Consider the following 14,110-nt stretch of genomic DNA (forward strand, 5'->3'; position numbering starts at 1 on the left):
TATGGTCCCTGATTATAAGCAGATTTATACCGATATTCTAGAAGAGAAATTCCCTGAAAAATTAATAAATGCAGCCATCAGGCTTAAGCTGGAAACATTGGATTCAGCTTTTGATATTCTGAAATTTAATCAATTGATTTTTGGAGAGCCTGAATATGCTGTTGGATTTAATAATCAAAGACTCCGTTCCTATGATCAGGAATCTATTCTGAGAATTCTAAGATATCAGAAACAGAATGAGCTTACCAATCTTCAGGTTGGTAAACAGTTTAAAATAAGCAGAAATACAATTGCAAAGTGGAAAAACATTTTTAAATTATAAATAGTTTTGGGTTTTGTTTATTATAATGATATTATTTTTTTTAAATAAATATATAATAATTGTTTTATGTATTGTTTTGATTTTATTTTTTTAGTTTATGGTTGAGTTTTTTGAAATAACTCAACTTTTTATTTGTGCGTTTTCAAAATTGTAAGTAATTGGCGTTTTGTGAGTTTTACTACGCGTGAGTAGTATTGCGTAGGAAAAATTAATTTGTAATTGTCTGTGGGTGATAATTTTGCAGAAGTTAAATGTAAATGAATTAAAAATTTTAATTATTAAACAATTATAACTTATACAATGATGGAAACAAAATTTACAATGCCCTCAATGAAAGTCTTGTTAATAGCAATACTCTTTGTTTTTGGGAAATCTTATTCACAAGTTAATAATGGTGCTGTAGGGATTAATACTACTACGCCTAATTCCAATTCTGTTTTGGATGTTGTTTCAGGAAATAATAACAAAGGAATCCTTATTCCCAGATTAACTGAAGCACAGCGAAATGCCATTACAATTAACCAGTCCAAAGATGATGGTTTGACAATCTACAATACCACAGAAGATTGTTTCAATTACTGGAGTCTTGCAGATAACGAATGGAAAAGTGTCTGCGGACAGATGGGGAAGGCTGTTTTTACAATAGACTGCTCCACTTCCAAAGCAATGGGAAGCTATGTAAAAGGAAAAGAACTTACCAATTCAAATTACCTGAACATTGCTGTCAACGTAACAAAACCGGGTAATTATACCATTTCCGGAACTACTACAAACGGATACAATTTTTACGGAACCGGAGTGTTCCTAAATACCGGAACACAAACAATACAGATTCCAGGACAGGGAGCACCTCAGAATATTCAGATAGATAATGTATCACTAGAAGCAAATGGAACAGCTGTTACCTGTACTCCGGCAATTTCTATTACGGTATTAAGCCCTGCAGGAACATATACTATGAGTTGTGGTAGTGCTACGGTAAACGGTATTTATAAAGTGGGAACAGCTCTTGCAGCTTCCAATACGATTACTTTGCCTGTGAATGTTGCGGCATTGGGTAGTTATACTATTACAACCAATACGGTTGATGGAATTTCTTTCAGTGGATCAGGAACATTTACGGCTACAGGAAATCAGAACGTTACACTGCAAGGTACGGGTATGCCTTCTTCTACGATGGTAAAAACAATAACAATTACTTCCGACAGTCAGGGAGGAGTATCTACAACATGTTCTGTAAATGTGATTGTAGTTGTTCCGAAGAAAAAACTTTTAACAATCGGGACTGCGCCAAACGGTTGTGGATATAATGTATCCGGAACCTCTCCATCAGGTATGGTAACTAAAGCCGCTGCTAATTTTGGAACATTGGCCAACAGTATCGTGAAATACGAAGGATGGGATCAGGTCATAGACGGTACAGACAGCCCGAGTGCTGCACAGCTGACAACCTGGACAACCGGAGCTAATCCTGTAGATATTATTGTCATTGGATATGCATGGGGAATGAATGCTGCTGAAGCACAGGTGTTAAAAAATTATCTGGCAAAAGGAGGCGTAATCGTTGCTTATTCTGAAAGTAACAGCGGAATGCAGAACCTGTTCAGAAATGTTTTTGATGGATCAGTAAATACCGGAAGTGTAAACAGTGCCGGAGCTATTTATAAACTGCCAATGACAAATGATGAAATCCTGAATGGCCCTTTCGGTGATATCAGAGGATTGCAATGGGGAGAAGATGCTTCTGCTACTACGTATGCAACTGGATTGCCTTCAAGTGAAATTACAGTATATTCAGGAGATACAAACATTTCTACAGCTTCACCATCAGGAACTGTAGGTCGTGTAACAGCGTTTAAACATAATACTTTAAACTTCATCTGGGTAGGAGATGGTGGATTCAACTCTCAGTGTGGAACAGTTACTTCTCCAAATACCTCAGATACGATATGCCCGTTCTACGCAGATACCAATTATAAGCCAATTCCTAAACCAAATTACGGAAATGGAGTTGCCGCTTATGAAATGAATGTATATAATTCAATATTCTATGCCAATGCTCTTGCCTGGGCGATTAAAAAGGCAGAATTCAACGGAATAAACACACAATGATAAAGGGTTTTTAAAGAAGGCTCCGGTACGATTATTCGTACCGGAGTTTTTTATTTTATGTATCTTTTAATCTCTTCTGTCAGGTTTAATATAAATTCCAAAGGAAGGTCTTCTTCCACATCAATGAGCAGGATTTTGAACTTCTTCCGTCCATCCTGAGTCAGTTCCGGATAATCCAGTTTGTCACCATGATAAAAGCTGATATAATGTTTCTTGTATTTTTTGCTGTAATAGAAATAGCACAGCATTTTCTTTTTGTACTTGATGAATGGAAGTCCAAAACTGAATGTCTCTGTAATATTTTGCGGATCTGAAGCTAAAATGGCATCCCGCAAAAATAAAAGAGTACTTCTTTCAGGTTCTTCAATTCTGTAGAAATACTCTTGTATAGGGTTCATTTTAATTCAATTAAAAGATTAGTCGAAGTTTTGAAGTTCAACAAGCTTGTGATACATTCCTCTTTTTGCAATCAGGTCGTGGTGTGTTCCTTGTTCCACAATATCACCTTTTTCCATTACTACAATCCAGTCTGCTTTCTGAATGGTTGAAAGACGGTGAGCGATTATTAAAGAAGTTCTGTTTTCCATCATTTTCTCCAGTGCATCCTGTACAAATCTTTCAGATTCCGTATCCAGTGCAGAAGTTGCTTCATCGAGAATCATAATTGGTGGGTTTTTCAATACCGCTCTGGCAATAGAAACCCTTTGTTTCTGACCTCCGGAAAGCTTACCTCCATCATCTCCGATATTGGAATCATATCCTTCAGGAAGTCTTGTGATAAATGTATCTGCATTCGCAATTTTAGCGGCAGCAATCACTTCTTCTCTGGTCGCATCAGGTTTACCCATCAGAATATTATTGTACACGGAATCATTGAATAATACAGATTCCTGTGTTACCATTCCTAATAGCTTGCGGTATTCCTGTAATTTTAAATGTTTGATATCTGTTCCGTCAATCAGAATTTCCCCTTCCGAAACATCATAGAATCTCGCTAAAAGATTGGCAATGGTTGTTTTACCACTTCCACTTTGCCCAACAAGAGCAACTGTTTTCCCTTTAGGGATAGAAAGTGAGAAGTTTTTAAGAATCGTATGATCTTTATCGTAGTAAAAGCCAATATTATTAAATTCGATAGAATGATTTAATGTTGAGATAGAAACAGGATTAGGTATTTCGTCAATTTTCACATCAGCATCCAGAATGGCTAAAACTCTTTCAAGAGAAGCTTCTCCTTTCTGTACATTCGAAATAGACTGAGATAAAGTTTTCACAGGAGGTAAAATCTGGAAGAAAATACCCAGGAAAACAAGAAAGTCTGCAGGTGAAATACTTTGTTCTACAATGATTTGTTTTCCACCGTACCAAGCGATAATTAAGAAAGTAACCGAACCTAAAAATTCGCTCATCGGAGAGGCTAATTCTTTTTTTCTGCCTAAGCTTATTGAACTGTTGATCCATTTCTGCATAGACTGCATAAAACGGTTGTCCATTATTTTTTCTGCACTGAAAATCTTAATCACTTTGGTTGATTTCAGTGTTTCATCAACAATCGAGAAAATATTTCCCATTTCATTTTGAGCTTCGTGAGAATCTTTTTTCAGGCTTTTTCCTATTAAAGCAATCATGGTTCCCATTACAGGCAATACCAAAAGTGAGAAAAGAGTCATCTCTGTACTTAAAAAGAAAAGAGTCACCAAGGTGCTGATTAACATGAAAGGAGCGTTAATCAATTCAACTAAGCTTCCCAAAATATTACCTTCCACTTCACCCACGTCATTTGACATACGGGACATCAAATCTCCTTTTCTGCTTTCTGTAAAAAAGGAAACAGGTAAAGAAAGAATTTTTCTGTACATCGCTCCACGAAGGTCTTTGGTAACACCTACACGGTAATTGATCAATAAAAACGAACCTAAATATCTGAAAAGATTTCTCAGTAAAAACATAAAAGCCGTTATCACGCAAAGCCAGGCCAAAACGTTAAGTGCTCCATGCTCGGTTACTAAACTCTGAACATAATAATTGGCATATTCTTTTGCATAAGAGAAGAAATCTAAAATTTCCCCCGAATACACAGGTGGATGGCTGTATTTTTTAGCCTCTATGGTTCCAAAAAGCATTCCCAAAACAGGTAGAATAGTCCCTAAGGAAGCAATCTGAAATACAGAATACAAAAGGTTGAAAAACAAACTTCCGTAGATGTATTTTTGGTGAGGTCTTGCGAACTTTAGTATTTTAATATATTGGTTCATTCAATAAAAAAATTGGATAGCAAAATTACGTAAAATTAAAAGATAAGACGTTCTTAATCCTATTTTACTTTAATGGATAAGTTTCAAAAAATGTCTTTTTGTTACAACTCAGCGCTATTAAGCTTTATTTTTTGAATAAATAGACTTAAGGGTAGGAGATAAGATTGGTATTGTTATTTAATAAAAAAAACCGCTGAAGCAGCAGTTTTATATGATTATTGAATTAAAATTTTACCTGGTCATTATACTTCGGAGCAAAATTTTTAGGATTCAGTTTGTCGAGTGTTTTTCCAAAATTATTGATAATCTGTGTCATATTATCAAAATCAACAATATTAACATCATCATTTTCGTGGTGATAATGAGATGCTTTCGTCATATCTACTGTAGAAAATGAATGAGCAATGATTTTCTTTTTTACAAAGCTAACATTATCTGAACGGTAGAACAGCTGCTGTCTTGCATATGGATCTGCATTGATTTTTAATCCGTTCACTGCATTTTGATTGAAGAGTTCATCAAGATCTGAGAATCCGTCTCCTGTCATATATAATGCATTTTTTCCCCATTGAGATTCTGTAGCTACCATTTCAAAATTAAAAAGTGCGGTCATCTTATTATAAATAGGATCTAAGTTTTGATCTGTTGAAATAGCTCTTGAGCCCAGCATCCCTTTTTCTTCTCCATTGAATGCCATGAAAACCATCGAGAATTCCGGCTTTTTGTTTTTAAAATAATCAGCAATACCTACTAAAGTGGTAATTCCGCTGGCGTCATCATCTGCTCCGTTATAAATATTGTCTCCGGTTTTATCACTGGTTCCGATATGATCAAAATGTCCCGAGAATCCCAAATACTGATCTGTTTTCCCTTTTTTGACACCACAAACGTTGTATACTGTTTTCCCATTGTAATCAAATGGTACGAGATAAGATTTTCCGGTACAGTATTCCAGATTATTTTCTTTGAAAAGCTTTGCGATATAATTGGCGGCATTTTCATTTTCCTGAGTTCCAATTTCACGACCCTTCATTTCATCTGAGGCCAGTGTGGAAAGGACTGTTTTTACTCTTTCTTTGGAAACTTCCTGTGCAAAAGTAAATAGGGAGAAAAGTGATAAAGTAAGATAAGTTAGCTTTTTCATTGTCTTTAATTGAGAGTTATATGATCTGTCGCGTTTTTAGCTAAAAAGTTGCATGAATGTACATAAATTAATTGATCTGAGAGAATAAGCGATATCAAGAAGAATATAGTATAAATAAAAAACAGCTCCTAAAAAGAAGCTGTTCTCACTCAAAAAATCGTTGTAAGGTTATCGAAGTCTGTCTACAGATTTTACGAGCCTCTCATCTTTACGGGTGTAAACGTTTGCTATAAGCAGACATATCACCGCAACAAATGGGAAAACTGGCTCAATACCCTTCTCAGGAAAATGAATTCCTCCGGATAAGTTGAGTAACCAGTACGCCAATACACCAATCAACAAAACGTTTATAATGATGCTGATCATATTCAGCAAAATTTGTCTTTTTCTGTTTTTGAAACTAAAAATACTTAATGCGCCAATGATTACAAGCACTATACAGCCTATATTCAGTAAAGGAATACTGTCGGAAATGACAACATCCTGCCCCGTTATAAAAAGGAAAACAGCAGCTAAAACTGCTAATAAAGTCCATATGGTTTGTATTCTCTGTAGCATTGAATATTAAATTCTTGGCAAAAATAACATAAATTTTGCACAATTCAAAAATAAGTGTAGATTTGCATTATACAATGTACTTGAAAACCAAAGTCGCCGGACTTACTTTTCTTACTCACAATTAATTACATTTTTACATAAATATGTTTAACATAGAAACGTTAAGGTCAAAATCCGTAACGGAACTGACTAAAATCTTAAAAGATTTGGGCGTTAAAGTTGCAAGAACCAGCAATGAAAATGACAAGATCTTTGCTATTCTTGACTTTCAGGCTTCTAACCCTAAAGTTGCAAAAGATTATTTCAACGCCACAGAACCTGCCAGTGTAACTACTGAAGAGGCTCCAGCAGATAAACCTGCTAAAGCCCCGGCAAGAAAAGCTGCTCCTAAAAAACCAGCAGCCAAGCCAAAAACAAATATAAAAGCTCCGGCAGAAGAACCTAAAGCAGAAGAGAAAGTAGAAGAAATACTACCTGCTTCTGAAGAGATAAAACCGGAAGAACCCAAAGCTGAAGTAGCTGCAGTAACTGAAGAGTCAGCAGCAAGCGCCCAAGCTAAGAAGAAAAGGAAAAGAGTTTCTACCAATACAGGTAACGCAGAAGTATCTCAGGAAAAAACAGAAGCTCCAAAAAACACAGAATCTCAAGAGCCGGTTCAGGCTGATGAAAAGCCTAACAATCCTCAACAACAACAGGCTAACAGACCTCAAAAAGGACACAACCATCCACAGAACAGTGGAAACCAACATAAAAATCAAAACCAAAACCAGCACCAGCAGCATCAAAACCAAAATCAGAATCAAAACAGACATTCTGAAAAGGCAGAGGAGCAGCATGACCATAAAAAAGAATTCAATTTCGATGGATTGGTAAGTATAGAAGGTGTTTTGGAAATATTACCGGATAACTACGGATTTTTACGTTCTTCAGATTTCAGCTATATCTCCTCTCCGGATGATGTGTATGTATCTACAGCGCAGATCAGAAATTATGGGTTGAAAACCGGAGATACCGTAAAAGGAATTGTAAGGCTTCCAAAAGAAGGTGAAAAATACTTTTCATTATTAAAACCTACAGAAGTTAACGGACGTGACCTTGCTTTCATCAAGGACCGTGTTGCTTTTGAATATCTTACTCCGCTTTTCCCGGAAGAAAAATTCAATTTAACTGGAAGCGGATCTACCATTTCTACCAGAATTGTAGATTTATTTGCACCTATTGGAAAAGGTCAGAGAGCAATGATCGTTGCACAGCCTAAAACAGGTAAGACGATGTTGCTAAAAGATATTGCAAACTCTATTGCAGCTAACCACCCGGAAGTATATATGATGGTTCTTTTGATCGATGAACGTCCGGAAGAGGTTACTGATATGGAAAGAAGCGTAAATGCAGAAGTAATTGCTTCCACATTTGATGAAGCAGCAGAAAAACACGTGAAAGTAGCGAACCTTGTTCTTGCAAAAGCACAAAGAATGGTAGAATGCGGACATGATGTAGTAATCTTACTGGATTCTATTACAAGATTAGCAAGAGCGTACAACACGGTAACTCCTGCGTCAGGTAAAGTGCTTTCCGGTGGGGTAGATGCAAATGCGCTTCACAAACCGAAAAGATTCTTCGGAGCTGCAAGAAAAATCGAAGGTGGAGGATCTCTAACAATTATTGCAACTGCATTGATTGATACAGGATCTAAAATGGATGAAGTAATCTTTGAAGAATTCAAAGGGACGGGTAACATGGAGCTTCAGCTAGACAGAAAAATTGCTAACAGAAGAATTTATCCTGCTATTGATTTAATTTCTTCCAGCACCCGTAGAGATGATCTGCTTCTGGATGAAGTTACTTCTCAGAGAATGTGGATCTTCAGAAAATATCTTTCCGAAATGAATCCTGTAGAAGCTATGGAATTTGTCAATAAGAACATCAAAGGAACTCTCAATAATGAAGAATTCCTGATGTCTATGAATAAATAAATTTAATATTGTTAAATGAAAAGCACGGATCATTTTGATTCGTGCTTTTTTAGGCCTTAACCCGAAGATTAGAAGCTGCAAGTCTAATATTTAAATTAAAAAAAAGCCTTTTAAAACTCCATCTTTCCTCTTCAAACTTCCTTACTCCAAAAATTTAATTCATTCTAAATCAATGTATCAATGTTAAAGATTTATTAAAGTAATCTACAATCCTTGATAATACCTTAAATATTGGCTATTTTTGGGTTATAACATTAAAAATAAAGATTATGTCATTTGAATTACCAAAACTAGGATATGCATATGATGCATTAGAGCCGACTATTGATGCAAAAACTATGGAAATCCACCATACAAAACACCACCAGGCATATATTGACAATTTAAATAAAGCAATTGAAGGAACTGAGCTAGCAGGAAAAACGATCGAAGAAATCTGCCAGACAGGTACTGACAAGCCAGCAGTAAGAAACAATGGAGGAGGACACTTCAACCACTCTTTATTCTGGGAAATTCTAACGCCAGGAGGAAGCAAAGAGCCTGTAGGAAATGTAAAAGCTGCTATCGAAAATTACGGAGGTCTTGAGAAATTCAAAACTGATTTTTCTGATGCTGCTAAAACAAGATTCGGTTCAGGATGGGCTTGGTTAGTAAAAAATGCTGACGGTTCTGTTTCTGTTTCTTCTACACCAAACCAGGACAACCCGTTAATGCCTGTTGCAGACGTTAAAGGAACTCCTGTTTTAGGATTAGACGTTTGGGAGCATGCTTACTATTTAAACTACCAAAACAGAAGACCTGACTATGTTTCTGCATTCTTCGATGTAGTAAACTGGGATAAAGTAGAAGAATTATTCAATAAATAATTTTCAACTATTATAAAAATGAAAAGGTTCAGAGTAATTCTGAACCTTTTTTTATTGAATGTTGTTGTAAAACTATCTTATCGCATCGCTTCCTGATAATCCGTTCATTTTTAATTTATACTTCCAGTTTACATATACAAAAACCTGGTATAATTTATATTCAAACCTGATCCCGTAATTTTCCTGAGGATCATAATCTATTCCGGATTCTATAACATTTCTGTATCTGCCGGAATTATAATAGCTGTTCCATTCGTTCACCAGAAATGTGTTTTTCGTCTTCAGATAAGATTCTGTATACTGGCTGATAGGTTTGGCGACAGCGCTCAGAAAATAATCAAACTGGGTATCAATCACTGTGAGATCCCATTCTCCGTCTTCATTTTTAGAAGGCTTCATTTCATTTTGCTCTTTATCTTTCTTTGTGTTTTCCTGAGAAAAACAGTTGAAAGGTACCAATGCAATCATTACTAATAAAATAATATTTTTCATGATATAGGTATTTACATAAAAAAAGCACTCCAATAAGAGTGCCTAACTTTTTTATGGTTCTTTCTGAAGAACTACAAATGCCGGGAAGTGGTCACTATAGCCTCCTGTAAACTGGTCTCCATTCCAGGATCTGAAAGGATATCCTTTGTAATTTCCTTCTTTATTGACTAAATAAGCCGGAGCAAAGATTTCTGCTTTGTACACAGAATATTCTTTAGTTACCTGATCTGAAATAACGTTTTTAGAAACGATAATCTGGTCAAACAGGTTAGGTGCATCCTGATAAGCAAGAGATGCAACTCCTTTCTTATATAAAGGATACATCAGGTTAAGGTAAGGTGTTTCTTCACTTAAATCTTTAGGATTAGCCTGAGCTTTCAGATGGTTTTTTAAACTTGGGCTTACAGGATCATCATTAAAGTCTCCCATTGCAAAAAGCTTTGTCGTAGGATCTGCAGCTCTTACACTGTCCATCTGTTGTTTTAATAAAGCAGCAGCAGCATTTCTTTTAGGTAAAGAAATCGCTTCGCCACCTCTTCTTGAAGGCCAGTGGTTCATAAAAAATGCTACTTTCTCATTATCTAAAAAACCTGTTACCACAAGGATATCTCTGGTATATTCTCTTCTTCCGTTGTCACCGTAGATTACCAATTCTTTTTTTAATGAATTGGTAGGGGTGAATCTTCTTTTCTGATAGATTAATGCAACATCAATTCCTCTGTAGTCATAAGAATTGTAATGAATGATTCCGTAATCATATTTTTTTAAAGCAGGTTCATTCACAAGATCCTGGATTACCTGTCTGTTTTCAACCTCAATTAATCCAACTACTGCAGGAGCTGTTTTGGTATACTGTGCTCCCATTTCAGAAATTACCTTCGCTTCGTTAGCCAGTTTTGCTTTATAAATTTTTGACCCATAGTTCTTTGCACTTTTAGGCGTAAATTCATCAGAGCCACTTTGTTCTCTTACTACTTTTTTCCCTTTTAAAGCACTGTCACTCCACGGCCCATCATATTTTTCAGATTCCAGAATTTTGATAGAATCTATAGGAATACTTCTGTGGAAAGCAGGATTCTTAATGTCTTTGGTTCCGTCGATATAATCTGCTGATCGAATAGTGTCCCAAAGGTTTTCAACGTTTAAAAAACCTACGGTAGCTACTTTTCTCAGTTTTCCTTGTTGTGAGAATGCCATGATTGAAATAAGGATGGCAAACAGACTTAAAAATCTCTTCATTTATTTAGAGTTATTATTAATACTATTTAATTTGCAAATTTACTTTTTTTTAATTCACTGTATTTTAAATATTTGTAAATTTAAAAGCAACAATATTATCATCATTTATATAATGATTCTTAAAAGTTTGCAATGTTAAGAAAAATTTACGTTAAAAAAGTTGTGAATTATAAAATTTAACTAAATTTGTGCCCCCAACTTTTAAACTGTTGAGAATTAATAAGAAAAGTATTAAAAAATTAATATACTCATGATTAAAAAACTATCATTGATCTCTTTATTTACTTTGCTGCCTGCGTCGTATTATTATGCGCAGACAACAGTGTATGCGTATCTTAAGGATGCGGATGGCAAGCCTGTGGAGCAAGCAAGTGTAGATTTAAAAGGAGCAGGAAATGATGCAAAGGCAGACAAGATCGGTTATTTCCAATTTACTGACTTGATGCCCGGACATTATCAGATTATGGTTACAAAACCAAATTTCGAAACGAAAATTTTTGAATTTGATGTAACTAGTGATGAGAAAAGAAAAGATCTTGGAGTAATTACTCTTTATTCTGCATTGAATGGTGCAGATCAGGGTTTGGCTATTGTAGAGGATTCAGGAGAAAGTGACAGCGGTGGCGCACAGCAAACTGCAACAGTAGGATTGCTGCAGTCTTCTCAGGATGTATTCAACAGAATTGCAAGTTTCGATTTAGGACCATACTGGTTCCGACCGAGAGGAATTGATAGCAGAACAGGTGAGAATATGATCAATGGGGTTTCTATGGCTGCTGCAGATAATGGAGACGTAGACTTCAGTACATGGGGTGGATTGAATGAAATTACCCGTTACCCGGAAATTTCTGCTAACCATGCGCCTTCCGAATATGCTTTCGGAGGAACTACCGGAGTATTTTATAAGAATACTAAAGCCAGTGAATACAGAAAAGGAAGTCAGTTGACCTACTCTCTGACAAACAGAAACTATACAAACAGATTATCTTACAGATTCTCTTCCGGAATGAGTAAGAACGGATGGGCATTTACAGGAATGATCGCAAGAAGATGGGCACAGGAAGGGATCCAGGATGGTACTGCCTACGATGCATACAGCGGATATCTTGGTATTGAGAAGAAATTCAGCGACAGCCATACCATGACTTTAAATGCCATTGGTTCCAAATATTCAAGAAGCTCTTCAAGTCCAAGTACTCAGGAAGTATATGACTTCAGAGGGGTTCATTACAACTCTTACTGGGGATGGCAAAACGGAGATAAAAGAAATGAAAGAGTGAAAAGAGGTTTCCAGCCGATGATCCAATTACAGGATTTCTGGAAAATCAATAAAAACTCTCAATTGTGGACATCTGTTTCTTACCAGTTCGGTAAAGAATACAGTTCAAGGTTAGATTGGTACAGAGCCAATAACCCATCTCCAACCTATTACCGTAATTTACCAAGCTATTGGTTAAACTATACAAACCCAGCACCAGAACAGGCTGCGAACATCGGAATTACCAGAGACTGGTGGACGAATGATGATCAGTCTCATACACAGATCAACTGGGATAATCTTTATAATGCCAACAGAAACGTAGAATATAATGCTACGCTTGGTGGTAGAAGAGCAGCTTATTATCTTGTGGATGACGTAAAAGATGATAAAGTATGGAATCTAGCTACTCACTATACTTATAACTTTAATGATACATCCCGTTTCATTTTAAACGTATCTTACCAGAACTACAGATCTGAGCAATATAGAGAAGTAAACGATCTTTTAGGTGCTGATTTTGCCCTGAATATGGACCCGTTTGCATCCAATACCACTGCAGGAAGTGTTTGGGGTAAATTTAATACGAGAGAAGGAGATAAGGATGTTGCCAAAAGAGAAGGTGACAAAATCGGATACAGTTATATTTTCAGAAGACAGGAATTTAAAATAAACCCTGCTTTCAAATTCGCAACAGGGAAATTTGATGTCTTTATTTCCGGATTATTCGGTTATACGACAAACAGCAGAGAGGGATTGTTCCAACATTATCTTTATGAGTCTTCATACGGAAAAGGAGCAGACCAAAACTTTTGGAACGCAGGGGTGAAAGGTCAGGTGACGTATAAAATCAATGGTAGAAACTTCTTGGTGTATAACGGTGCTTACTTTTCACAGTCTCCTTTCTTAAATGATATTTATTTTAATACAAGAGTAAGTGGTGTTACGACTCCGGGTATCAAGAACGTTGTTGTTGATGCAAACGACTTGAGTTATGTAATCTCTACTCCGATCGTTAAACTTAGATTGACAGGTTACCTTGTTAATACTCAGAACGAAACAAGTGTACAAAGGTATTTCGCACAGGGTGTTAAGTTGACAACGCTTACTGAAAGTGGTGATCAGGCTCCTATTCAGGATGGTGCTTTCATTACGCAGGTATTAGCAGGTGCTAATAAGAGAAATATGGGTATTGAACTTGGTGCACAGGTGAAATTGACTCCTACTTTAACGGCTAGTGGATTATTAAGCTTAGGACAGTATACCTATACAAACAATCCTACGGTTTATTTTGCATCTGATGCTGTGGGAACATTCAGAGAGCTTGACGGAAGCGGAAATATCGTATCAAGATCTTATACGAACATGGGTGAAGCTACTCTTAAAAACTACAGACAAGGGGGAACTCCTCAGGAGGCATATACTTTAGGTCTTCGTTACAGCAGCCCTAAATACTGGTGGGTAGGAGCAACATGGAACTATTTCGGACATTCGTTCCTGGATCCGTCTCCGGTAACCAGAACAGCAAGATTCTATACAAACCCTAATACACCGGGAGTACCTTATGACAACGTAAATGAGGAAGAGCTTGCAAGAGTTCTTACTCCAACAAAACTACCTTCAGCATTCTTCTTTAATGTAAATGCAGGTAAGTCTTGGATGATTGGCAAGTATTATGTATTGGTGTCTGCATCTGTAAATAACATCCTTAATAACAGAAACTTTATTACAGGTGGATTTGAGCAGACAAGAAACGTTAACTATACTGACTATGCTAATGATTATGACAGCGGAAACATGGTGTTCGCTCCTAAATATTGGTATAACCAGGGTAGATCTTATTTTGTGAACCTTCAATTCAGATTCTAAAAAAATTAAATTAAAAATCGAA

The 14,110-nt window shown here is 36.3% G+C and carries 11 protein-coding genes; 5 read left to right on the forward strand and 6 right to left on the reverse strand.

Annotation, left to right across the window (positions count from 1 at the left end; all coding sequences use genetic code 11):
* The first annotated feature begins 1 nt into the window (after position 1).
* Together LKL37_RS16475 and LKL37_RS16480 are read left to right on the forward strand one after the other, a co-directional pair.
* Positions 2 to 322, forward strand: a complete 321-nt coding sequence (locus LKL37_RS16475; RefSeq protein ID WP_431611583.1) for a helix-turn-helix domain-containing protein — start codon at positions 2 to 4, stop codon at positions 320 to 322.
* 330 nt (positions 323 to 652) lie between these two features.
* A complete protein-coding gene (locus LKL37_RS16480) occupies positions 653 to 2,434 on the forward strand; it encodes a hypothetical protein (protein ID WP_431611584.1) in 1,782 nt (593 codons plus the stop codon).
* Positions 2,435 to 2,484: 50 nt separating this feature from the next.
* Here the strand turns inward: LKL37_RS16480 and LKL37_RS16485 are convergent, their stop codons facing one another.
* The 4 genes from LKL37_RS16485 to LKL37_RS16500 form a co-directional block, all read right to left on the reverse strand.
* Positions 2,485 to 2,832 (reverse strand): DUF1801 domain-containing protein, encoded by a 348-nt coding sequence (locus LKL37_RS16485; protein ID WP_431611585.1) that lies wholly within the window; start codon positions 2,830 to 2,832, stop codon positions 2,485 to 2,487.
* Between the two features lie 18 nt (positions 2,833 to 2,850).
* Entirely contained in the window at positions 2,851 to 4,689 is a 1,839-nt protein-coding gene (locus tag LKL37_RS16490; protein WP_431611586.1) for an ABC transporter ATP-binding protein, read from the reverse strand.
* 223 nt (positions 4,690 to 4,912) lie between these two features.
* Positions 4,913 to 5,833 carry a M28 family peptidase gene (locus tag LKL37_RS16495; protein ID WP_431611587.1) on the reverse strand — a complete coding sequence of 307 codons (921 nt, stop codon included), beginning with the start codon at positions 5,831 to 5,833 and terminating at the stop codon, positions 4,913 to 4,915.
* A gap of 168 nt (positions 5,834 to 6,001) precedes the next feature.
* Positions 6,002 to 6,391, reverse strand: coding sequence for a DUF4293 family protein (locus LKL37_RS16500; protein WP_431611588.1), 390 nt, complete (start codon positions 6,389 to 6,391; stop codon positions 6,002 to 6,004).
* Between the two features lie 143 nt (positions 6,392 to 6,534).
* On the opposite strand from LKL37_RS16500, the gene rho reads away from it, so the two are divergent.
* Both rho and LKL37_RS16510 read left to right on the forward strand, forming a co-directional pair.
* Entirely contained in the window at positions 6,535 to 8,364 is a 1,830-nt protein-coding gene (rho, locus tag LKL37_RS16505; protein ID WP_431611589.1) for a transcription termination factor Rho, read from the forward strand.
* A gap of 269 nt (positions 8,365 to 8,633) precedes the next feature.
* Entirely contained in the window at positions 8,634 to 9,230 is a 597-nt protein-coding gene (locus LKL37_RS16510; protein WP_149387627.1) for a superoxide dismutase, read from the forward strand.
* A gap of 72 nt (positions 9,231 to 9,302) precedes the next feature.
* Here the strand turns inward: LKL37_RS16510 and LKL37_RS16515 are convergent, their stop codons facing one another.
* Positions 9,303 to 9,722, reverse strand: a complete 420-nt coding sequence (locus tag LKL37_RS16515) for a DUF6146 family protein (RefSeq protein ID WP_431611590.1) — start codon at positions 9,720 to 9,722, stop codon at positions 9,303 to 9,305.
* A 51-nt stretch (positions 9,723 to 9,773) separates the two neighbouring features.
* Entirely contained in the window at positions 9,774 to 10,961 is a 1,188-nt protein-coding gene (locus tag LKL37_RS16520) for an endonuclease (RefSeq protein WP_431611591.1), read from the reverse strand.
* 250 nt (positions 10,962 to 11,211) lie between these two features.
* Between LKL37_RS16520 and LKL37_RS16525 the strand changes: the two genes are divergently transcribed.
* Positions 11,212 to 14,088 (forward strand): carboxypeptidase regulatory-like domain-containing protein, encoded by a 2,877-nt coding sequence (locus LKL37_RS16525; protein ID WP_431611592.1) that lies wholly within the window; start codon positions 11,212 to 11,214, stop codon positions 14,086 to 14,088.
* Positions 14,089 to 14,110 lie beyond the last annotated feature (22 nt).

The organism is Chryseobacterium sp. 'Rf worker isolate 10' (assembly GCF_050753305.1).
Lineage (GTDB): Bacteria > Bacteroidota > Bacteroidia > Flavobacteriales > Weeksellaceae > Chryseobacterium.

What these genes read in the sequence shown, in the direction of transcription:
- LKL37_RS16520 (WP_431611591.1), bottom strand. Translation starts at nt 10,961, where the DNA reads ATGAAGAGATTTTTAAGTCTGTTTGCCATCCTTATTTCAATCATGGCA.
- LKL37_RS16485 (WP_431611585.1), bottom strand. Translation starts at nt 2,832, where the DNA reads ATGAACCCTATACAAGAGTATTTCTACAGAATTGAAGAACCTGAAAGA.
- LKL37_RS16515 (WP_431611590.1), bottom strand. Translation starts at nt 9,722, where the DNA reads ATGAAAAATATTATTTTATTAGTAATGATTGCATTGGTACCTTTCAAC.
- LKL37_RS16510 (WP_149387627.1), top strand. Translation starts at nt 8,634, where the DNA reads ATGTCATTTGAATTACCAAAACTAGGATATGCATATGATGCATTAGAG.
- LKL37_RS16475 (WP_431611583.1), top strand. Translation starts at nt 2, where the DNA reads ATGGTCCCTGATTATAAGCAGATTTATACCGATATTCTAGAAGAGAAA.
- LKL37_RS16490 (WP_431611586.1), bottom strand. Translation starts at nt 4,689, where the DNA reads ATGAACCAATATATTAAAATACTAAAGTTCGCAAGACCTCACCAAAAA.
- rho (WP_431611589.1), top strand. Translation starts at nt 6,535, where the DNA reads ATGTTTAACATAGAAACGTTAAGGTCAAAATCCGTAACGGAACTGACT.
- LKL37_RS16480 (WP_431611584.1), top strand. Translation starts at nt 653, where the DNA reads ATGAAAGTCTTGTTAATAGCAATACTCTTTGTTTTTGGGAAATCTTAT.
- LKL37_RS16495 (WP_431611587.1), bottom strand. Translation starts at nt 5,833, where the DNA reads ATGAAAAAGCTAACTTATCTTACTTTATCACTTTTCTCCCTATTTACT.
- LKL37_RS16525 (WP_431611592.1), top strand. Translation starts at nt 11,212, where the DNA reads ATGATTAAAAAACTATCATTGATCTCTTTATTTACTTTGCTGCCTGCG.
- LKL37_RS16500 (WP_431611588.1), bottom strand. Translation starts at nt 6,391, where the DNA reads ATGCTACAGAGAATACAAACCATATGGACTTTATTAGCAGTTTTAGCT.